This is a genomic window from Agaribacterium haliotis (genome assembly GCF_002312815.1).
Taxonomy (GTDB): domain Bacteria; phylum Pseudomonadota; class Gammaproteobacteria; order Pseudomonadales; family Cellvibrionaceae; genus Agaribacterium; species Agaribacterium haliotis.
Map to the genome: position 1 here is coordinate 92980 of NZ_NKQJ01000014.1, position 21750 is coordinate 114729.

At 49.4% G+C, this 21750-nt stretch carries 11 protein-coding genes; 7 read left to right on the forward strand and 4 right to left on the reverse strand.

What is annotated here, in order from left to right; genetic code table 11:
- Positions 1–6: 6 nt before the first annotated feature.
- Both CFK45_RS15890 and adhE read right to left on the reverse strand, forming a co-directional pair.
- Complete coding sequence (locus tag CFK45_RS15890) at positions 7–1014, reverse strand: magnesium transporter CorA family protein (RefSeq protein WP_096087433.1); 1008 nt, start codon at positions 1012–1014, stop codon at positions 7–9.
- Between the two features lie 278 nt (positions 1015–1292).
- Complete coding sequence (adhE, locus tag CFK45_RS15895) at positions 1293–3986, reverse strand: bifunctional acetaldehyde-CoA/alcohol dehydrogenase (protein WP_096087434.1); 2694 nt, start codon at positions 3984–3986, stop codon at positions 1293–1295.
- Positions 3987–4362: 376 nt separating this feature from the next.
- Here adhE and CFK45_RS15900 point away from each other — a divergent pair, with 376 nt between their 5' ends.
- Complete coding sequence (locus CFK45_RS15900; protein ID WP_096087435.1) at positions 4363–5193, forward strand: formate/nitrite transporter family protein; 831 nt, start codon at positions 4363–4365, stop codon at positions 5191–5193.
- 373 nt (positions 5194–5566) lie between these two features.
- Positions 5567–6979 (forward strand): ABC transporter substrate-binding protein, encoded by a 1413-nt coding sequence (locus CFK45_RS15905; protein ID WP_096087436.1) that lies wholly within the window; start codon positions 5567–5569, stop codon positions 6977–6979.
- A 54-nt stretch (positions 6980–7033) separates the two neighbouring features.
- On the opposite strand, the gene CFK45_RS15910 is transcribed toward CFK45_RS15905, so the two are convergent.
- Together CFK45_RS15910 and CFK45_RS15915 are read right to left on the reverse strand one after the other, a co-directional pair.
- On the reverse strand, positions 7034–9733 hold the full coding sequence (locus tag CFK45_RS15910) for a hypothetical protein (protein ID WP_096087437.1): 2700 nt from the start codon (positions 9731–9733) through the stop codon (positions 7034–7036).
- A gap of 349 nt (positions 9734–10082) precedes the next feature.
- Positions 10083–11624 carry a cellulase family glycosylhydrolase gene (locus tag CFK45_RS15915; RefSeq protein WP_096087438.1) on the reverse strand — a complete coding sequence of 514 codons (1542 nt, stop codon included), beginning with the start codon at positions 11622–11624 and terminating at the stop codon, positions 10083–10085.
- 437 nt (positions 11625–12061) lie between these two features.
- Here CFK45_RS15915 and CFK45_RS15920 point away from each other — a divergent pair, with 437 nt between their 5' ends.
- From CFK45_RS15920 to CFK45_RS15940, 5 genes are all read left to right on the forward strand, one after another.
- Complete coding sequence (locus tag CFK45_RS15920) at positions 12062–13861, forward strand: fasciclin domain-containing protein (protein ID WP_096087439.1); 1800 nt, start codon at positions 12062–12064, stop codon at positions 13859–13861.
- 366 nt (positions 13862–14227) lie between these two features.
- Positions 14228–16966, forward strand: a complete 2739-nt coding sequence (locus CFK45_RS15925; RefSeq protein ID WP_096087440.1) for a hypothetical protein — start codon at positions 14228–14230, stop codon at positions 16964–16966.
- A 400-nt stretch (positions 16967–17366) separates the two neighbouring features.
- Entirely contained in the window at positions 17367–17807 is a 441-nt protein-coding gene (locus tag CFK45_RS15930; protein WP_096087441.1) for a DUF2780 domain-containing protein, read from the forward strand.
- Between the two features lie 354 nt (positions 17808–18161).
- On the forward strand, positions 18162–20561 hold the full coding sequence (locus CFK45_RS15935) for a cytochrome P460 family protein (protein WP_096087442.1): 2400 nt from the start codon (positions 18162–18164) through the stop codon (positions 20559–20561).
- Between the two features lie 18 nt (positions 20562–20579).
- Positions 20580–21710: a hypothetical protein gene (locus tag CFK45_RS15940; protein ID WP_096087443.1), complete on the forward strand. Its 1131-nt coding sequence runs from the start codon at positions 20580–20582 to the stop codon at positions 21708–21710.
- Positions 21711–21750: the final 40 nt, after the last annotated feature.

A 21750-nucleotide genomic window follows, 5' to 3' on the forward strand; every position in this document is an offset into this window, starting at 1 on the left:
CAATAACTAAAACCATTTCTTAAATTTAAAGAACACAAGCAGGCCCGAGCTTAAACAAAGCATGGCGCCAAGCAGATAAAAATAGGCGTAGTGGTGTTTGAGCTCGGGCATGTAATCAAAGTTCATACCGTAGATGCCGGTTAAAAAACTAAGCGGTACAAAGATAGTTGTGATCAGCGTTAATAAGCGCATAGACATATTTTGCTGATGGGTTGATATTGAAATATGCCCTTCAATTAGATTGCTGCAGATGTCGTAATACAAGTTGCTTAAACCGTAGAGGTGTTCAAACCTGTCGCCGAGCTCCTCTAGGGCGTAGCTGGTTGATGCTGTTTTAGCCTCAAGCTCGGCGTAGACTTCTTTTAACTCAGACAGCATTAACCTGTTGTAATTAAAAATACGTCTTAGCCTTAGCAGGGCAATGCGGTGGGCGGCGATATCGGACAAGCTCTGGTCGCCTTCACCGCGCTCGTGGGCATCTTCATAAGCCTCGAGGCTGGCTTCAAAATTAAGCAGGTTTTGTAAATAATACTGTGACGATGCGCGCATGATAAAAAGGGCGAGCTCAAGCGGGTGCTCGATTTTTTCGGCAAGGCTTGGGTAATTGCGCGCGGCGTTTGTGCCCTGGCTCGGGCGACGGTGCAGGCTGATTAACAGGCGCTCTTTAATAAAAAATGCCAGTTGTTGATGTTCAAAACGCAGTTGACCAATTTCGTGGCCGACCCCGCGATAGGAGAGAAAAAGCTGCTCTTCAAATTGATCTAGCTGCGCCGGGTGATGATTTACAAAGACATTTTCACTGAGCTTGGCGTCGCAACCGAGTTCGCCCAGCAATTGTTTAGCCTGGTTTATATTGTGCTCGTCAAATTCGATATCGAGCCACAGTTTGCTATTGTCATTATTTTTCCAGTTTTCAATCAGCTCGGTGTGCCCCTGCTGCATGACACCGTCACAGAGTAAGTAGGAAAAGAACATAGTTAGAAGCTTGCCATCGTTGTCTAGACAATTAAGCATACTGTTTTGTTTTGGCGCGCAGAAGGGGCGCCGTGCAATTTGTTGAAGATGGGATAAAAGCGCTCAGTATGACCGCCATGGGCGGCGGGAATGTAGAAACAGCATTGCCACATGGAAGTGCTTAGTAGAGCCTTGCAGGAAAACAAGGCCGGGGAGCAAGTTTCTGCCTACATCCTGTGGCACCGCTCTTTTTCATCCATGAAACCGCTCAGTACCTACATCCTGTAGGCAAAAAAAAGCCCCGCGGGGCGGGGCTTGAAGCTGGTGCCTAAGTTAACTTAGGCGTTTTCAGCTTTTTTTGCTGGTGCTTTTTTGGCCGGTGCTTTTTTTTCAGCTTTTTCTTCGGCCTCAAGCTTTGGGGCATTTTCACCGTAGAAGGCTTGCAGGTACAGGCCTTTGATCTCGGCTACCAGAGGGTAGCGTGGGTTCGCAGGTGTACACTGGTCATCGAAGGCCTCTTCAGACAGCAGGTCAACTTTGGCGAGGAATTCACGCTCGTTAACACCGGCGCCTTGAATAGTGCTCGGGATATCTAGTTCTGCTTTCAGGCCGTCAACGGCTTTAACTAACAGATCCACTTTTTCGTCAATAGTGTTACCACCTAGACCTAAGTAGTCGGCGACTTTGGCGTAGCGCGCTTTCGCTTGTGGGTACTTGTACTGCGGGAAAGTACCCTGCTTAACAGGCACGTCGGTGGCGTTGTACTTGATCACTTCGCTGATCAACAAGGCGTTAGCTAAACCGTGCGGCACGTGGAAGTGTGAGCCCAGTTTGTGCGCCATGGAGTGACATACACCGAGGAAGGCGTTCGCAAAAGCGATGCCGGCCATGGTTGCAGCGTAGTGAACTTTCTCGCGCGCTTTCGGATCGTCTTTGCCGTTTTTGTAGCTGCTTGGCAGGTACTTAAACAGCAGGCGGATGGCTTCGAGCGCTTGGCCGTTGGTAAATTCGTTGGCGAACAGGCTGACATAGGCTTCTAAAGCGTGGGTCAGGGCATCAACACCACCGAAAGCACACAGTTTAGGCGGCATGTCCATGACAAAGTCAGGGTCGATAATCGCCATGTTTGGAGTCAGCTCGTAGTCGGCAATGGGGTACTTGATGTCAGTTTTTTCATCAGTAACCACAGCAAACGGAGTAACTTCGGAACCAGTACCTGAAGTGGTTGGAATCGCGATCAGCTGCGCTTTTTCACCCATTTTCGGGAACTTGTAGATACGCTTGCGGATATCCATAAAGCGCAGTGCTAAGTCTTCGAAGCGAACTTCTGGGTGCTCGTACATAACCCACATGATCTTCGCAGCATCCATCGGTGAGCCGCCGCCGAAGGCGATAATGGCATCGGGCTGGAAGGCCTTGAGCTTGTCGACACCTTTGTTAACAACCTTCAAGGTTGGGTCTGCTTCCACTTCGTAATACACATCGGTTTCGATGCCGTAGTTGTGCAGGGTATCGAGCACATTGTCGACGTAGCCGTTGTTGAACAGGAAACCGTCGGTAACAACCATTACCCGGCGCAAGTCTTTCAGTTCTTCAAGCGCAACAGGCAGGGCACCTTTGCGGAAGTACACAGACTTAGGCACTTTGTGCCACAGCATGTTTTCACGACGTGAGGCTACAGTTTTGGTGTTGATCAAGTGCTTCACTCCCACGTTTTCGCTGACTGAGTTACCACCCCAGCTACCACAACCCAGAGTCAGTGATGGAGCCAGTTTGAAGTTGTAGAGATCGCCAATCGCACCCTGGGACGCAGGCATGTTGATAAGGATACGGCCAGTTTTCATGTTTTTGCCGAACTCTTCGAGGCGATCTTTGTTTTTGTCCTGGTCGGTATAGAGCACAGAGGTGTGACCCATGCCGCCCATTTCGATCAGTTTTACAGCTTGTTTAACTGCATCGGCAAAGTCGCTGGCGCGGTACATGGCCAGAGTCGGGCTCAGTTTTTCGTGGGCAAACGGCTCGTCGTCGTTGATGTGCTCACACTCACCGATCAGAACTTTGGCTTCTTTAGGAACGGTGATGCCACCGATCTCACCTACGCGCCATGCTGGCTGACCAACAATCTCAGGGTTCATTGCACAGGCGGGGCCGACGAGGATCTGGCTGCCAACTTTCTTTTTCTCTTCGGCGTTTAGGATATAAGCGCCGCGAGCTTGGAACTCGGCCTTAACTTCTTCGTAGACGCTGTCGACTACAACAACACTCTGCTCAGAAGCACAGATAACGCCGTTATCGAAAGTTTTACTCATCAAGATAGAGCTAACCGCTTGCTTGAGATGAGCAGTTTCGTCGATAACTGCAGGCGTATTACCCGCACCAACACCGATAGCAGGCTTACCGCTTGAGTAAGCAGCTTTAACCATGCCCGGGCCACCGGTCGCAAGGATCATGTTGATGTCTTCGTGGCCCATCAGGTGAGCACTCAGAGGTACTGAAGGCGCTTCGATGCAAGCGACGATGTCTTTCGGTGCGCCAGCTGCGATAGCTGCGTCCAGAACAATCTTAGCCGCCAGAGAAGTACAACCTTTGGCACGTGGGTGGGGGCTAAAAATAATGCCGTTGCGAGTTTTCAGCGCCAACAGAGATTTAAAAATCGCAGTAGAGGTTGGGTTGGTAGTTGGCACGATACCAGCGAGAATACCGACAGGCTCGGCAACTTTCATAATGCCAAAGGCTTTGTCTTCTTCGAGGATGCCGCAAGTTTTTTCGTCTTTGTACTTGTTGTAGATGTACTCAGAAGCAAAGTGGTTTTTGATGGCCTTATCTTCGGCGATGCCCATGCCAGTTTCTTCAGCGGCCATCTTCGCGAGCATGATGCGGTTGTCGTTTGCGGCCAAAGCTGCTTGACGGAAAATCTCGTCAACCTGCTCTTGGCTGAACTGAGCATATTCACGCTGAGCTTTTTTCACTCGTGCGATCAGCTCATCTAGCTGTTTGATCTCGACAGAATTGTCGTCTTTTTTATCGACCATGGTCGGTCTCCTTACAATGTTAAAGCTGAAAACAGGTGCTACCTTGGCGCCCAGTGTGTGACTTGCCGTAGTACTCTTGGCGAAGCTCTGATTCTTTTTGTCACGCTGGACAGGAAGCTTGGGAATAAAGGTAACGAAGTCTGTAGCGGTGGTGCTTGTCATTGATCAAGAAAACTAAAGTCCGTAAACCTCGCGATAGTTAGAGTAGACTGCCTTTGTAACGGAAATGAGAACGAATGTGAATATCATGGCGCTTCATTGATGTGGCGCAATACAAGCACGGAGGCTTTTCAGGAAACTTGCCGCCAGCAAAAAGGGGCACAGGAAGCCCCCTGCATCGCCTTCAAAACTCTAAAACTACTTTTGGGAAGTAACTATGTCATATCGCAATCCAAGCGAATTTGTGGCGTTGATGATCGACGCTGGTGAATCAAAAATCTCCATGGCGAACCGCGATGTTCTTATTCGCGCCATTATGGCTGGCGGCACGCTTGCCATTGCGGTTGCGCTGGCTTTTACCGCCACGGTTCAAACTGGTTTGCCAATTGTTGGTGCGCTGGTGTTTCCGGTGGGGTTTTGTATTTTGAACCTGATGGGCTTTGATTTGTTAACCGGTGTCTTTGCGCTGGTGCCACTGTCGCTTATTGACAAGCGCAAAGGGGTGACGCTGGGGCGCGTCTTTCACAACTGGGGCCTGGTCTTTATTGGTAACTTTATTGGTGCCTTGACCATTGCCTTTCTTGTTGCCGTGGTTTGGACCATGGGTTTTCAAAAAGATCCCGGTGCAGCCGCTCAGGCAATGGTAAAAGCCACCACTAGCCGGGTTATTGGTTATGCAGACTACGGTGTCGCAGGTTGGATGACTTGCCTGGTCAAGGGTATTTTGTGTAACTGGATGGTTAGCCTCGGTGTGGTTGGGGCAATGCTCAGCACCAGCGTAGGCGGGAAAGTGATCGCTATGTGGATGCCCATTCTTATCTTCTTTGCTTTGGGTTTTGAGCATGCGGTTGTGAATATGTATTTATTCCCTTTGGGCATGATTTTTGGCGCTGAGTTTACTGTTGGCCAGTGGGCTTTCTGGAATCAGTTGCCAACCATACTCGGCAACTTAATCGGCGGTTTGATTTTTACCGGTTTCTCTTTGTATGCCACTCACCACAAGACTGCGCCACCTAAGTCGCTTGACGAGCCCGCAGTGAGCCAGTAACTAGCTGCACGCTTATAAAGCTAAAGCCACCGTTGTTTGTTAAGCGGTGGCTTTAACTTTTGCACACCTCTCTCTTTGTTAGTCTTTCACCTATTACTTCTCGTTGTTCCTGTTCCACACTACAAAGTCTGCGCCAGCTAACTATTGTTTAGCTAAATTTAAATCGCGTTAGCCAGTTCACTTAACTGAACAGTGTTTGCTCAGAACCGTTAGTCAGGCTTATCTAGTTGTCGTAAAATATCCCTGATAAAGGATAAATGGGCCGCGTGAAAGGCCTTATGGAATTGGGGCAGACTATGGCTATAGGGCGTTTGAGCCCGGCTATAGCATGTTGCACCTCGCTATAGATGGCCCTGTCAGGAGAGCAGCTAAGTTGAAGTTATCGTGTTTTTTCTTTGTGGTACTGGCGACGTTAAAACCGCTTATCGCTTTGGCTGGGGACCTAGCGCAGGGCAAAGATCTGCAAAAAGATCAGCAAGTTATCAAAGCCGAAGCTCATATACAGCGTGAGGCTTCTTTATCCGCTGAGGGCTCTTTACCTGCCGAAGGCTCCTCACTCGCTGAAGGCTCTTTACCCGCTGAGGGCTCTTTACCCGCTGAGGGCTCCTCACTCGCTGAAGGCTCTAACCTAAGTATCGGGCTTTATATTGTAAACGGTGATCACCGCCGTGCGATTGTTGAGCAGATGAAAAAGTTTCGCAATCAGTATCCCGAGCTCGATCTAGACCTTAAGCTTTATCACGGTGAACAGTACGGTAAAAAAGTTGATCAATGGCTCAAGCAGGGCGAGGGCCCGGATGTGTTTTATTGGCACGGTGGCCAGCAGGTAAAGTACTACTCCGATCAAGGTTTACTAAAAGATATAAAAAGCTTTTGGCAAAAACATAATCTTCAAGAATTTTACTCTTCCGCAGGCCAAAAAGCCGTGAGCTTTGATGGGCAGATTTATGGTGTGCCTATTTCAGAGCAGCTTTGGGGCATGTTTTATCGTATTTCGACGATGCAAGAAGCTGGTATCGCTGTGCCCAAAAACTGGCCGCAGGTATTACAGGCCTGCGCCCAAGCCAAACAACAGGGCGCAAATTTATTTGCGTTTGGCGGGCAAACTGCGTGGATGGCGCATGCCTGGTTTGACTATTTTAATTTAAGAGTTAATGGCCTGGATTATCATCAGCGCCTGCTCGACGGCAATTTAAGTTTTTTAGATAAAGGCGTGTTAGCAGCTCTGGAACACTGGAAGCAGTTGTTAGATCACGACTGTTTTAGCGAAAATTTCGATGAGTTTTCAAAAGATACGGCCTTTCCTTTGTTGTTTCACAGCCGCGCATTTATGATGCTGACGTTTTCGCGCGCGCGCCTGCCGGAAAAACTCGACCAGGATTTTGCTTTTGCGCCGTTCCCTATTATTGATGAAAACATACCGCTTTATTCCGTTGCCCCGGTGGAAGTATTTATTGTGCCGGCCTACGCCAAGTGGCGCCCGGAGTTAGAACTGTTGATGAACTTTTTAGCCTCGGCAGAGTTTCAACAGGGTTTTAACGAAGTGCATAGGCTGACGCCGGCTCATAGGTTGGCGAAAACCTCGTCGGATCAGCTATCTATTACTCAAACTTCCTACCTGCGAAGCGCCCCCGGCGGCATTCAGTATTTTGACCGGGATACACGCTTTGATTTTGCCCGCCATACGCCCGCTATTTTTATCGACTTTATGCGCGATAGAGATGTTAAACGCTGCGCCCAACGGCTAGAAAAGCTGCGGCTAGAGGTATTTAAAAGTGAGCAATAAAAAAGGCGAGCAGCGCTTAAGCGATGCTCGCCTTTTGCTCACTTCTTGCAGTGATTAACCTGAGCGTTTACCGCTTTGGCTAATATTTACCGGGCTTTGTGTTCCTGAACTTGTTCTGGCATTTGAGCTACCAGTGCTTTGCAGGCTCTGTTCTTCGATGGCCTTGCTGAAGTCTTTTTCCCGCGCGGGTAAAAATGCTTCTTTCAGTGCAGGTGAGAGAATATAGCGCTGATTGTTGTCGAGCACTTCATCTATCTGTACAAAACCGTCAAGGTTTGAGCTCGATGGCCAGCTTTGGCCCGGGCCTATCGCATCGGAGTGCGTTAGATTAAAGCGGCCCGGCATATGGCAGCCGCCGCAGGTCATTGCGGTTGCGCGGTTGAGTACTTGCTCAGCCGTGAGTTCGCTATTTTTTGCTTGCAGTACGGCTTCGATGTCGGCAATAAAACCACTACTGGCCTGCGTCAAATAACGGTTTTCGTTGATAGCGCCCGAGGCGTGGCTCTGGCCGTTATTAAATCTGTCTTGTGTAACCGTTAAGAAAAACTCGTCAATGGGCAGTAATAAGCTGTCAATTTCCTGCAAAAAACTACTGCGGAAACTTACCGCAGTGCTGCTGCGATCACTTTCATTAAACAGGCCACCAAAGGGGTTGCTCTTTACTGTGACTGGAATAACTTTAGGGAAGCTAAGCGGGTTGAGCTTGAACTCGTGTAAGACCCAGCCCTGGGGGTTGGGAATGCCGGGTTGGTTGTCGCTGCGGAACTGATTGCTGCGTATCTGCCCTGAGTTACTAACAAAGTTGCCACTGCTAATTACCGGGCTAATATTGGCTGAACTTATACCGTTTAAGTAAAAGTCGCGCAGCATATTTGCTCTGGTTTGCGGCATGTCGTCTTCGGGCAGGGAGGCCCAGAAATCTACGATTGCCTTACAGCCCTCGGCACTGCCGGGAGTAGGGTTGGCCAGCTGAGCCTCAAAAATCATCAGCGAGCGATCAAAGGCATCGTCGGCAAGGCCGTGGTTGCCGTTATTGTCGTTGCCGTCACCAAAGGCATAAATAATGCGCGCCTCACCACAGTTTTTAAAATCTTTCCGGTCGCGCAAATCGTAGCGATTAATTAACGCGATAGGGTGGTAATTATTGATAAAGCTCGATGACTTGCTCGGGTCTGCCTGGCTGCCGTCCGCTTCGCGACACTCGTAGGGGAAGCCGTTAAAGCTGCCGGTGCAGTTGTGAGCGGCAACACTTAAAAAACGCTCTGGGGGATTTTGTGTATCCCACAGACTTCTAAACAGGCTTTCACCGCTGGTGTTCATTTCGCTGCCAAGCTGGTTCAGCACAGTTGAAAGCGGCATTGCCAGTAAATCTAAGGTGGCTTTGTCGTGTACCACCAGTGAATTAAAGACGCTGTTTGATTCAACCTCAAGCTTGAAGCTTTGTGAACTACTGACTTCAGTATCGCGAGCGCTAATGGTGATATGTGTTGTACCAATCATATTGTGTGGCGCTTTAAACACCAGACTTTTCTGATCGCCCGAACCTTGAATTTGAATATCGTCCGAGCTTAGCAGGCTTGGATTACTGGAGCTTACACTGATCCCCAAACTTGAGCTTGACTGTTGCCCGTCACTGACACTGAAATCGATACTGACAGCTTGCGCTTGTTGTACTTTTTGATCTGTAATTGGGCTTATTTCTGGGGCGGTATTGTCTTCAATGGTAATTAAAAATGACTCGCTGGCGCTGTGGCGACCGTTGCTGATTTCCATATTTATCAGGCTGCTGCCGGTTTTATTCGGCGGCAAATTAAATAACATTACCTGAGCTACATCCGGTGGCGGGCTATTGCCCGGCTCAAGTAGTTCGCTGTTACTGGAATTAAAGCTAAGTTGTAGTTCGCTAAAATCACCCGGATACGTCACTTCATAAAATACGGGGTAAATTATGCTGCTCGTACCGGTATTGGTTATGCGAAGGTGGTCATTGATGGGCTTGATACTGGGTTTGGCTATGACTTCAACAGTAAATGTTTTTGTTGTTGAGTTTTGACCGTCGCTTACAGTGATACTGAGTTCGGCCGTACCCACGGCATTGGGCAGTAAGTCAAATAATGCAACGCTGGCGATATGTGGCGGTGGGCTAGATCTCGGTATAAATAAATCGTGGTTGGATGAACTAACGGTTGTGCTCAGTTCATTCAACGCGCTATCCGGGTCTGTCACGCTGTAGCTAAACGGGGCTGTTTGGCGACTACTGCCTGGCAGATAGTCCATCACCGTATCTTGCAGGCCGCTGATGATCGGCGCTTCAGTGGGCTCTGGGCCTACACGTACCTTAAAGCTCTGAGTGCTGCTGTCTGTGCCGTCGCTGACGGTAGCGGTAACCGTTACCAGGCCACTGGCATTGGGCATAATGTCAAATAGCATAACTTGCGCGATATGTGGCGGCGGGCCGCCGCTGGTGCGCAAGATCGAGGTATCGCTCGAGCTGTAGCTAATGCTCAAACCACTGAGCGGGGTGTCACTGTCGGTGACAGAATAGTCAAATGCGGTGCCGCTGACATAGGTGCCGGTATTAATATCGCGCTGTTGATCGGCAATCGGCGCAAGTACGGGCGCCGCTGCGTGGCTAAGGCCTGAAAAAAATAAACAAGCGCCGATAATCGCGCGTGTGAAAACTATTAATTTTGATAAACGCGCGGGCCTTGTTGTCGCAGCTGGCCGCTGTTTTAGTTTCGATAAATAATACATCAATTATCCTTATTAACTTATTGATTGGGTGCTCCTGGCGCCGCAGTACTGCGTATAAAACAGGCCTTAAGCCAGCTAAAAATAAGTGAATAAGAAAATAAACTGAAGCTTATTTATAAGTGTTAACGAAAGCTTAAAGAAGATTGTCGCGCCAAATTATTATTCTGCGCTTAAGTGCATTAAGGAATGCATTGTGTGTGATTTGCGTGCTTCTTTATTGCTCTGTGTCGTTGCTCTGTGTTATTGCTCAGTACTGTTGTGTTGTGTTTATTTTTTAATTCATACCGACATAAAAGTGGGGCCTCTGGGGCCTCTGGGGCCCCGCCTGCTTTAGTGAACGGGACACATATCAGTCGCAACCGCTATTAAAGCGTTGACCTGAACCCTGCCACTCACAAAACCTGTCAATACACAGGTGTAAGTTATTGGCAAATGTTTGGCTGCTGTGATCAAAAATTTTAAACCAACCTCCGTCGTCCCAAACGGCGGTGGGCTGGCCTTTTAGCGATGCGTATTGAGCATCAAATTTTTGATACCAGTGGCGGATATTGTTGCACTGCATTTTCTGATACCGCGAGCCCCAGCCTGTACCCCACTCACCGATATAAATCGGCATGCCGTTGCCAACATTATTTGCCCACTCGATCATGGTGTCCATGGGTGAGTAGATATGGCTGTCATTCCAGTTATCGTTAAAGTCGCCCTGGTGGTTGCCGTGAAAACTCCACGGGTTGTAGTGGTGGAAAGTCGCCATTAGGTATTTATCCCGACCTTTGCCAACTTGATCGAGGTGGGGCCAGGTCTCTGCCATTTCGTGTGCGTTAAACCAGCGATTGCCGCCAATAATGATAATGCGCTCGGGGTCGAGTGCACGAATATTGTTGTAGGCAGCTGCAGACATATTGCGCAGTGCGGCAGCGGGCATTGCTTCGTTAGCCCCGGTTGATTTGTGTGGCTCGTTAAGTAATTCGTAAATCAGGCGATGTTCGCGATCGAGGTAGAGCTCGGTGATGTTTTGCCAGAGCCTTGCCAGCATTGCGGCATCCTCGTTGTCTTTTAATTGCTTTTCATGGTGAGCGTTGATAACAACAAAAAGCCCAGGCAGAGATAAGGCGTAATCGATGGTGGCACTGATCTCGTGTAAGTGAGGGTGGGCAAGATTTATGTCACCGTTGTTGCTGTCGCTTAATAAACTGGAACCGTGCAGGCTTTCCGTCCAGGTAATGGGTATGCGAACATTTCTGTGGCCGAGCGCGTAATAGGCATCAATTTTGGCTTTGGCACTGGCAAATGTTGGTGCATGCTGTTCGCTTTCAAACATCTGCCCTAAGTTAAAACCTTTGCCCATTGCATTGGCCGCTGCCTGTGCTGTTATAGCTGAGCCAGGTGATGACGGCGAGGGGCTGGGGGAAGGGCTTGGAGAAATACTAGGAGAGACACTTGGTGTCGGGCTAGGCCTGAGCGAGGGCGATGGGCTCGGCAGCTGTTGTGTTGTGCACCGCTCGCCATTTAACAAAAACTCGGTAATGACGGCGGCGTTGCCCTGGCTATTTAAAATAAAACCGAAGCTTACTTTGGCGCCGGGGGCAATATACCCATTCCAGCTATCGCCGGGGTTATTTGCGGTTATTTGCTGTTCGCTGTGAGAAAAATTGGCATTCCAGCCGCTTGCAAAACTTTCTCCTGGGCCCAGCTGCCAGCGCAAGTTATAACCGTCGATGCTACTCACACCGACATTGTGGATGCTCAACTGAATCTGGGCGCCGCCTTGCCATTGATTATTTATATCGTATTCGACTTTACAGTTGTTTGCTGAAGCTAGAGCGCTTATTAGCGCACATATAAAAAACCAAGCAAGGCGGCTGAACAGAGTGATACATTTATTTTTCATTATTATCTTCCTTGTAAACGTTATTAAGTTATTGTGTTTTTTGCTTCGCCAGCATACTCGCCTGCGTATGCGTTGTGGCGACGTGAGATCAAATAACAAAAAAATGAGTGCGCAGGAAAACACGCATAGCAAGATTAAGCCCAGTTGAAATAGCTGATACTACAAAAAGACATGTGTGGTTTAGCGGGCTCGAAAAAACCAGCAGGGGTAATTACAGCAAACAGCAAGGCGCGCCGATTTTTGGGGTTGGGAAATAACAGACAATAGCGCTTAGAGCGAAATTAGCTATGGCGGGTGACGTTTAACCAGGCTTGTACGTCGTTTTGTTGGGCCTAGATCTACTCATGAAAAAATAAAGATATTTCGGTTTTTTTTATCATCTGCTTGTAAATACAAGCCGTAAGCGCAGACATCCGCGAACAATGAGGAGCTGCGTGATGAACTTTCCAATAAAATTAATTGCCCCCGCATTTCTAAGTGTACTACTCGTCGCCTGTGGCGGTGATGACGATGATGACCCTGCACCCGAGCCGACGCCTGAAGCGATGAGTGTCTTTGACGTCGCCCGTGACGACGGCGGTTTTTCAACTTTGGTGACAACACTTGAAGCCACCGGTCTCGATGAGACGCTCGACGATTTAAATTCCACGTTCACTGTTTTTGCTCCGACCGACGCGGCCTTTGATGCGCTGGGCCAGGATACCCTTAACGCTTTGCTTGCCGATACCGATACCCTTAGCGATATTTTGCTTTATCACGTTATTTCCGGCACTGAAGTTGACGCCGCAGCTGCTACGGCCGCCGCCGGTAGCTCTGTGGCAATGGCCAATGGCGACAACGCCGCGATTAGCGCGATGACAGGCATGCTCTACATCGACGGCGCACTTATTACGATGACCGATATCGAAGCCGATAACGGTGTTATTCACGTGCTTGATGCAGTGATGAGCCCGCCAAAGTCTATCGTTGATGTTGCTGTCGAAAACGGAAGTTTCAACACCTTGGTTGCCGCACTGCAAGCGTCCGGCCTGGATCAAACCCTGGCTGATTTAGATACTAACTTTACCGTGTTTGCACCGACCGACGATGCTTTTGCCGCGTTGCCCGATGGCACACTCGATACTTTGTTAGCCGATGCCGAAGGTGCGCTGACGGACGTACTGTTGTATCACGTGTTGGTAGACAGTGTTGTGGACTCAAGCGCGGCCATCGCGGCAGCGGGTAGCTCCATTGAAATGGCCAGTGGCGAACAGGCAGCGTTAGTACTCGATGGCGGCAATTTGTTTATCGCCGGTGCTCAAGTGGTGCTGACCGATGTTATGACAGACAACGGCTTAATTCACGTTATTGATGCTGTGATGTTGCCCCCTGCTGAAGCAGAGCCCGAAGCCATGAGCATTGTTGACGTCGCCGAAGAAAACGGCAGTTTCACGACGCTGATTGCAGCGCTTGAAGCGACCGGCCTGGATGCTGTGCTCGACGATGACAGCCGCGACTTCACTGTATTTGCGCCAACCGATGCGGCCTTTGAGCTGCTTGGCAGCAATACCATCAACGCGCTGTTGGCCGACACCGAAACACTCAGCGATATTTTGCTCTACCACGTTATTGCCGATGCTGAAGTCGACAGTGCCGCTGCCCTGGCCAGTGCTGGTTCTACCGTGACAATGGCCAATACTGACGCTTTGGCGCTGTCTTATGTTGACTCTGTGCTCTACGTTAACACGGCGATGGTAACCCTCGTGGATGTAGAAGCTGATAACGGTGTGATTCATGTCATCGACGCAGTGTTGATGCCGCCTGCCGCCATGGCCACACCGAGCTTAGATATTGTCGATACCGCTATTGATGCCGGTAGCTTCACAACCTTAGTGGCTGCGCTGCAAGCGGCTGGGCTCGATGGCATCCTGCGCAATACCGAGCGCGACTTCACCGTCTTTGCGCCAACCGATGCGGCCTTTGCGGCGCTGCCTGAAGGCACACTTGATGCCTTGCTGGCTGACCCCGGCGGCGATCTAACGACCATTTTACTCAATCATGTAATTGCCGATGCCAGTATCGATAGCATTAGTGCGATGACTCTGAACGGTCAGCAAGCTGGAACCGCGGCCGAGCAACTGATAGACATCAGCATTGTTGATGGCCAGCTGACGGTTGGTGGAGCGACCGTAACAGGCGCCGATGTATATACGACAAACGGTGTTATTCATGTCATTGATGCCGTGATTGTCGACTAACGCCATCTCCCCCACGTTGAGAACAAACTGTTCTCGCACTTTGCGCGGTTTAGCTTTGGCTTAGCCGCGTTTTTTTGTTTTTCTTTTTATTTGTTTCTTTATTTGTCGCCACTGCCACTTAAGGCATTGTTGGGCATTCTAAAGCGCTAGTTGGCGCCAAATACCGCCGCAAGACAAATTGTTACAAAATGGTGCGTAATCAAGATAGCGGCACAGGTTTCTGGCGTGTTAGCCTTCGCGCGCAATGTATGCATTGATTTGGTGGCCTTCCCCTCAGCGACACTCAGAGCGCATCTGGCTAGCCCGTTTATACAGCTGCATACCCACTTTCTTTTTTAAGTTTGCAAGTGAAAGGAGTACTTGTTTATGCCCGCTTTTCAGCTTTCGGCTTTGTGCCGTACGATCGTTTTTTCCAGCGCGGCCCTGTTAGCCGCATGTGGTGGTGGAGGAAGCGATTCGTCCGAGCCCGAGCCGGGCGGCTCTACAACACCGCGCCCGGGTTTTTCGGGCAGCCCAACGCCGGGCAGCTCGCCAGCGCCTTCGCTTAATGCTCTGAATGAGCAGCGCTGTAGCGCGATTGCCGAGTACGAATGGTTAGATGAGCGCTGTTATTTAATTGGCAACCACGCAGTGGCCAACCTTCAGTATATTGAGCTGTTGCCAGCCAAAGACCGGCAAGACCTACTTAGCTGGTTGACTAAGCTGGAGAAAAAAGTCGCGTTTCGGGAAATCTTCCCTAATTTCAGTGACAGCGACAGCCTCGGTCGTATTCCCGATGCGCAGCCGGTACTGGCGCTCGATAACAATTTATTGCTCGACCGGCTCGACGATGCTGCGGTGGTTAAAACTGACAGTGGCATGGTCAGCATTTCTAAGCTCGGTTTAAGTGACGAGAGCTATTCACAAGAAGTCGGTGTAAATGTCGCGATTGATCAAAATGTTGTTGAAAACAAGCGTGTGCAATTGCGACTCGGCGGTGGGCGCATGCGCTTGTCGCTGTTTGGCGCCGAGGTATATCGCTTTGATATGGTTGATGCGCTGTTTTTGCAAAGCCATATTGCCAGCGGCAGAGAAGGTGACTTGAGTACACGGCCGAGCGTTAAGCTGCAAAGCCGGCGCGAGACAGAGCTCGATTATGCAAGTTTGGCTGCCGGGCCTCTATTTGAACTGCTGACTTTGCATTTTGCCGCCGCGGGCGACAGTGTCACTGCCGTTCAACAAAAGCTGGCCTTAAGCCAGGGCTACGCCGATGCTCATATAAAACTCGACGGCGAGCAGCCTAAACTGGCGATGCAACTGCAGTTGGGCGAGCAGCGTTCGGCGCTGCTGAGCAACAGCCGCAGTGACAGCGGTGATACTGCAAGGCCTGCAACCGCTGCTAACCTGTACTTTCCTAAGTTTGCCCTCGGCACGCATTTACATCAGGACTCGGTCAGCTTGGCGCTTAAGCTTTATTTGCGCCCGGCCCAGTTCAGCGGTGCCGCAAGCAGTTTGATAACACTGCCGCTTGAGCTGCAGCTCGAAGAAGCCGAGCCCCTTGACGATCAGATTTTTGTGCGCAACTACAGTTATAAAAATCCGAAGTTTGTGCAAGGTGGTGATGCTGAACTACACCGCCTGGCGGACAGCGAAGCTTTGTTTGATATCACCATGGGCATGTCTGAGCGTCTTGATGCGATGCAAGACAGCGCCGACAGGCGAAGTTATTCAAGTGCGCAGTGGCGCTATTTCCCAAGTTTTACTCAGTGGTCGTCGAGCTTTATTACGATTGCTGAAGACGAGTACCAGCTGCCAATGGCGGTGTTGGACGATGTAAGTTTGCAGCAGCAGGCTATTAATCTTGCGGCGCCGAAACATGCCGGTGGCGCCGTACCGAATCGACAAGAGTGGAATAACAGTCGCCACTGGGCGGATGATCTGGGCTGGATTCTGGGCCGGGCTTTTGAGCACGACGCAGATAGCGCACTGAGCAAACTGCCTACTTGGTTGAGCTCAGAGCAAAGTCATGCCGCGTTTACCGAATTAAGCCAGCACTTAAGCGCGGTACTTGAACCGCTCGATGATGATTTGCGTGAGATTTATGTTGATTATCTGCTCGATTTTTATATTCGTATGGCCTATCTCGGCCAGCTCGGCAGCAGCCAGGTACCAAGCCCGGAGCAAATGCTTAACGCGCTGAATCAATCCGGGCTGGAATTTTTTGCCGCGTTCCAGGCCCAGTTATTAAACCTTACTAATGTACGTTATTCCGAACCGCGCCAGTGGCTGGTGGACGACGATGCTTTGAGTGTTGTTGCGAATATTTCAAATATTCTCAGCGATGACAACGTCGCTCTGATCAAAGCTCACGACAACAAAGCCTTTGCTTTTTCTTCGGTGCCGGCGCTGAACCTTGCGGTGTTTCGTTTGTATGTCGACAGCGACAAAGACTTAGAGCTTTTTGCTGAAACGATGCAAAAGCGCTCGGCAGCCGTTAGTCACCTTGTCAGTTTTATTGAGAGTGACGAGCCGAATAAACAAGATGATTATGACTTTGAAAACGGCGCAGATGATCTCGCCAAGCGCGCCTATGGCGAGCTGTGGTCGGAACAAACGTATCAAGACTTGGTTGAGGTAATGAGTTTTGCCTACGATCGCAGCAGCAGCTCAAACGAGCCTATGTGTACTGCCGCATCAGTTGTTGAAAACATTTACTGTACCGACAGGTTTAACTCAAAGATCTTTAACTTATATTCAACGAATGAGGGTTATTTAGCTAGTTACGACAATACAAAACCCTATGTTGAAAACGCAAAAACACTGGCAGAGATTCACGCTGCTATTTTAGAGATGGATGAACTTAAAGGCCATATTCTGTTTTCTGTGCACTCGGATTATTTTCGCGCCATCGAAGATGGCTTGTGGCTGGATTGTGAAGCGCAGCAGATCGTCGACAATATTGGCAACAGCAAAACTCTGATTGACCAATATTTAGCGCTGGTTAAGCTTGAGCCGCGCCCGCGCTTATATTCCGATGCTCATGAAGCTCAGCAAGCCGTCGAAAAGGCTTTTGTTGAGCAGCTAAAACAGTGTGAGTTAGTAGTAATGGATGCCAATGCCTCGTAGCTAATAGCTACAACCAAGGTCTACTAACGCTTACTTAAACTAAGCTTTAAGATGTGTTTTACAGCCAGGTGCTCTGCCGAGCCCTGGCTGTTTTTATGGCAGCTCATAGCATGTTTACGATAGCTAACAGTTTTGGGGGCGCTAGTGGCTCGTTCTGCTAGCTAATCGCTTTTTTCGCGAGCTAAAGGCTTTCCCTGTCGCTAATGGCTTTTTCCGCTAGCTAATGGCTTTTTTCCGAGCTATTAAAAAGCCAGGCGCAAATGTTGCCCTGTTTTTATAAAGCCTGAAGTTATTTTAATGAAAGGCGCGCCAATATTTTTTGTGATGTATGCACTGCTTCGTCGTTCCTTCTTACAATAGCCCTTCGAAGCTCTTTTGTTCTTTTGATAAGGATTGATCAATGAAAGGTATAATTTTGGTAGTGGCAGTAGCCGCGCTTGCGACGGCATGTTCTTCTCACGACAGCAAACACGCTGACAGCGCTAAAGACTTAATGGGGCAGCAAGGCCAGCTGGTTGGCATGGACCTGTTTGACAATCTCAGTTCGCAACTGGGGGTCAGCGACAAACAGGCTAAAGGTGGGGCAGGAGCGCTGCTCGCTCTGGCAAATAATAAGCTCGGGGATTCCGGTATGAGCGCTCTTGCAGGCCAGTTGAGCTCTGGTCACGGCAGTTCAGCGTTAAGTTCTATCGACAGCATGGATTCGGTTTACAAAGTTTTCGACAGCCTGGGTATGGATTCGTCGATGGTCGGTAAATTTATTCCGGTGATGACTAAGTATTTTGGTGGCAAAGGCGGCTCGAGTGTTGCCGGTGAGCTAGCAAAAATCTGGCAAGCATAGTTTTATGTTTCAGGCGTGCCTTAGCAGTGGCTAAGGCACGCTTTTCCCGCTACCTTTTAGCTTGATCGTCTTTGCCTAGGTTTGTGATCGTTTACACGCTGCCCGTAAAAATCGACGTCGTTAAAAAATAAATATTCTTACTTTATTTTTTATCTTATTTTTGTTTTTATTGTCCTGTCGTCTTATTCCCTCTTAATTTCCCATACAGAATATTCACTTGATCAATCACGGATTGTCTGTGATAAAAACGTGATGGTTTTGTTATAAATTTCCAGCCCCCGATTAGTAGACTCTCAGTATTCCACCCAATTAATTATAAACATCGTTACCTAAGATTCCTCGGGGGAGGCTTCGATGATATTGAGACAAAGCTTATTTAATCGCGTGCCAAACAATTGTTTTAGCTGGTTTTCTGTGGCGGCTTTTAGCCTTGCTTTAAGCGCTTGCGGAGCCGGAAGTGGTGATGGTCTGGATAAAAATGGTCAGCCTCTTACTGGTGTTATCGCAGGTCCCAGCGACGATCTGTTTACTCAGGTGCAAGAGGTCTTTACTGCAAACTGTATACGCTGCCACTCGGGGCCATCTGCGCCGCAGGGCATGAGTCTTGCCGCCGGTGTTTCTTACAATCAAATTGTTAACGTTGCGAGCAATCAAAAGCCCGACTTGCTGCGCATCAACCCTTCAAACCCAGACGATAGTTATTTACTGCAAAAAGTACTCGGCTCGCCCGGTATTTCAGGTTCACAGATGCCTCTAGGAGGGCCGTTCTTAAGCAGTGAAAATATTCAAATTATTCGCGACTGGATCGCTGCAGGTGCACCACAGGCACAAGCGCCCGACCCAGAGGCTGAAGTTATTATCGATATTTCTGCGTTAGCGAATTATCGCAATTGGCAAACGGTTGATTACAGTATCGGTGTGAGCAGTGGTTTCCTTACCGATGGCATTCACAGCAGTGGCAGCGATGAATTTGTTCGCCGGGTTTACGCCAATGACATCGCACTTAATTCAAGTGGGGATGAATTTGCCAACGGCTCAATTTTGGTAAAAGAAACCTTTAGTTACGCCAACGACGGTAAAAGTATCGAATTTGCCGAAGCCGGTGGTTTATTGGCAATGGTTAAGCGCGGTGGTACTTACTCTCCTGACGGCGGTGGCTGGGAGTGGTTTAACGTCAAGCCCGACTTATCCGGTTTTAATGCGCGTGGCATTGATGTGCGCCAGGGCACTTGCCTTTCTTGCCACAGCGCGGCAGAGCTCGATGATGCCGGTGAGGCGATTGGCGGGCACGATTATGTATTTGCGCATTCATCTGAAGTGATTGCCGATGATACAAGTTTTGCAAATTATCGCGACTGGCATTTAATCGATACCTTAACTTCAAGGCCAGAGCTTCTTGGCGATAAAGCTCACGGTGCCGGTGTCGATGCCAGCCGGCGCCTGGTTTACAAAAAGCAGCTCTATGCCAACCCAGACAGTACGGCTCAAGGGTATCCAATTGGTACGGCGATCGTTAAAGAGGCCTATGACAGCGATGGCAACATTATTGATGTTACGGCAATGCTTAAGCGCGGCGGCGGTTTCAGCCCGATGTTTGGCGACTGGGAGTGGTTTTTACTCGAGGCTCAAAGCGGCAAGATTTTAGTCGATGAGGCCGGTGCGCCACGCCGGGGAGCGATGCTTAATAACGGTGGCTGTGTTGGCTGCCACGCTGGAGCTAAGGCCCAGGACAATACTGGTATCGACTTTGTCTTTAAGCACGCCGGCGACCCGTTTAACAACCACCAGGAATTTGTCGCCGAGCTCAGTGACTTTCAAGGTTTTGAAAACTGGGCTTTAGTCGATTACACCATTGGTGCCGCCAATGCCGCGATAGCCGGTGGTGCCCATCAGGGCGCAAACGATACATTTTCAAGGCGGGTTTACGCCAACCCAACGGCGCTTAATTTTGACGGCACAAGTTATGCTCAAGGCTCAATTATTGTCAAAGCGGTGACAACACGCGCAAGTGGCAGTGACCAGTTTGCACCGCAAGATGGGCTGCTAGCGATGGTTAAGCGCGGTGGTAGTTTTAATCAGGAAAATGGCGGCTGGGAATACTTTGGTTTAGAAACGGATTTAAGCGGCATTATTAAGCGCGGCGCCGATGTCAATAACGGCGGTTGTAACGCCTGCCACCAGGCGGCCAATGGCTCTTCGGCCAACTCGGGTAGCGATTATATCTTCCCGACACCGACAGTGTTTGTCGCCAACAACGACAGTTTTCAAAACTACACAAGTTGGCTTCTTGTCGACGAGCGCAGTGATAGAAACCCTCAGCTCGGCGCCATGGCCCACGGTGCCGCCGTGGATGCTTCGGTGCGCAAGGTTTACAAAAAACAAGACTACGCCTACCCGATCGATAACGCTCCCGGTTATCCGGTCGCCACGACTTATGTTAAAGAAATATTTGCTGCCGATGGCACGACCTTAACCGGCTTAGTGGCAATGGTGAAAATGACTGAGACGAGCGAGCTGGATTCGGGCGCGCTGCAAAGCGGTTGGGAGTTTTTTGTACTCGACCCTGCCAGCGGCAATATTTTACTGAATGATGATGGCAGTGAGCGCCGGGGAACGATGCTCTCGGGCAATGGCAGCATGACCGGGGGCTGTGTTGGTTGTCACGCTGCGGCAAACAGCGCTGGCGGGACAAGCAAAGACTATATCTTTGATCACCCCGACGATCCGTTTGTTGGCAGTGTTGGCTCTAATTAGGGAAACAAGGATTAAAAAATGAAAATGTCTATATATATAAAAGCTTTTTTACCGCTGTTAGTGCTTGTTGTTGCCTCAACCCTGTCGATAAACAGCGCTGTGGCCGAACCCTACTTAGCTCAGCGCTACGGGCAAAAGTGCATGGCCTGCCACACGAATATGACAGGCGGTGGCAAGCGCAATGCTGTCGGGGTTGGTTACGCGATGGCCTTGACCGATTCGCCACTGCAAACCACGTTTTCACCTGCGTTAACCGATAAAATTTCAGCCGGCGCCAACTTGCGTGTCGATTACACCTATACGGATTTTTCAGATCCTAAGTCCAATGCCGAAGGCATTACCGGGGATGAAATAGAAGATACCAGCAGCTTTGATATTAATACTGGTAATTTGTATCTGGAGTTTGCGTTAAGTGATGAGATCATTTTTTATCTCGATCAGGAAGTTGCGCCGGAAGGTGGCCAAACACGCGAAGCCATAGCAATTAAAAAAGGTGTTTTGGGGGATCACGACTATATAAAAGCTGGGCGTTTTTTCCTGCCCTTTGGCCTTCGCTTACAGGATGACAGCGCATTTATTCGCGAGGTGTCAGGCTTTAACTTTGACAATAGCGATAACGGTGTTGAATACGGCTACGATAGAAACAAATTATCGTTTCGTTTTTCCGTTAGTAACGGCACTCAGGGTTCGGGGGAAAACAATAAAGACAAGCAGGTCTCGAGTTTACTTGAGTGGGTTGATGCAAGGTATCGTGTCGGTGTGTCGGCGTCGGTAAACAACGGGCCAGAGCAAAGCTCGCGCAAAGCTTACGCTATCTACGGCGGCCTCACCCTTGGCAAATGGGTCTTTCTTGCCGAACTCGACAAAATTGACGATGAAGACAAGACAACTGAGCAGAGTAATCTTGTTGCATTTCTTGAGGCTAACTACCTGCTGACGACTTCGACCAATGTCAAGTTAAGTTACGACTACCACGATCCAAACGATGACATTGATGAAAACCAGCGCATCCGCTACAGCTTGCTTGGCGAGACTTTTCTTGATCAGTTTTCGCAGCTTCGCTACGGCCTGAGGTGGGCCGATGGTATTCCGCAAAATACCTTGCAGAATCAAACTCAGCTATTTACCGAGTACCACGTTTTTTTCTAGCAGGCTGTTTATAAAAAATAGCACTAATCTATCGGCGCCT

What these genes read in the sequence shown, in the direction of transcription:
- CFK45_RS15890 (WP_096087433.1), bottom strand. Translation starts at nt 1,014, where the DNA reads ATGCTTAATTGTCTAGACAACGATGGCAAGCTTCTAACTATGTTCTTT.
- adhE (WP_096087434.1), bottom strand. Translation starts at nt 3,986, where the DNA reads ATGGTCGATAAAAAAGACGACAATTCTGTCGAGATCAAACAGCTAGAT.
- CFK45_RS15900 (WP_096087435.1), top strand. Translation starts at nt 4,363, where the DNA reads ATGTCATATCGCAATCCAAGCGAATTTGTGGCGTTGATGATCGACGCT.
- CFK45_RS15910 (WP_096087437.1), bottom strand. Translation starts at nt 9,733, where the DNA reads ATGTATTATTTATCGAAACTAAAACAGCGGCCAGCTGCGACAACAAGG.
- CFK45_RS15915 (WP_096087438.1), bottom strand. Translation starts at nt 11,624, where the DNA reads ATGAAAAATAAATGTATCACTCTGTTCAGCCGCCTTGCTTGGTTTTTT.
- CFK45_RS15920 (WP_096087439.1), top strand. Translation starts at nt 12,062, where the DNA reads ATGAACTTTCCAATAAAATTAATTGCCCCCGCATTTCTAAGTGTACTA.
- CFK45_RS15925 (WP_096087440.1), top strand. Translation starts at nt 14,228, where the DNA reads ATGCCCGCTTTTCAGCTTTCGGCTTTGTGCCGTACGATCGTTTTTTCC.
- CFK45_RS15930 (WP_096087441.1), top strand. Translation starts at nt 17,367, where the DNA reads ATGAAAGGTATAATTTTGGTAGTGGCAGTAGCCGCGCTTGCGACGGCA.
- CFK45_RS15935 (WP_096087442.1), top strand. Translation starts at nt 18,162, where the DNA reads ATGATATTGAGACAAAGCTTATTTAATCGCGTGCCAAACAATTGTTTT.
- CFK45_RS15940 (WP_096087443.1), top strand. Translation starts at nt 20,580, where the DNA reads ATGAAAATGTCTATATATATAAAAGCTTTTTTACCGCTGTTAGTGCTT.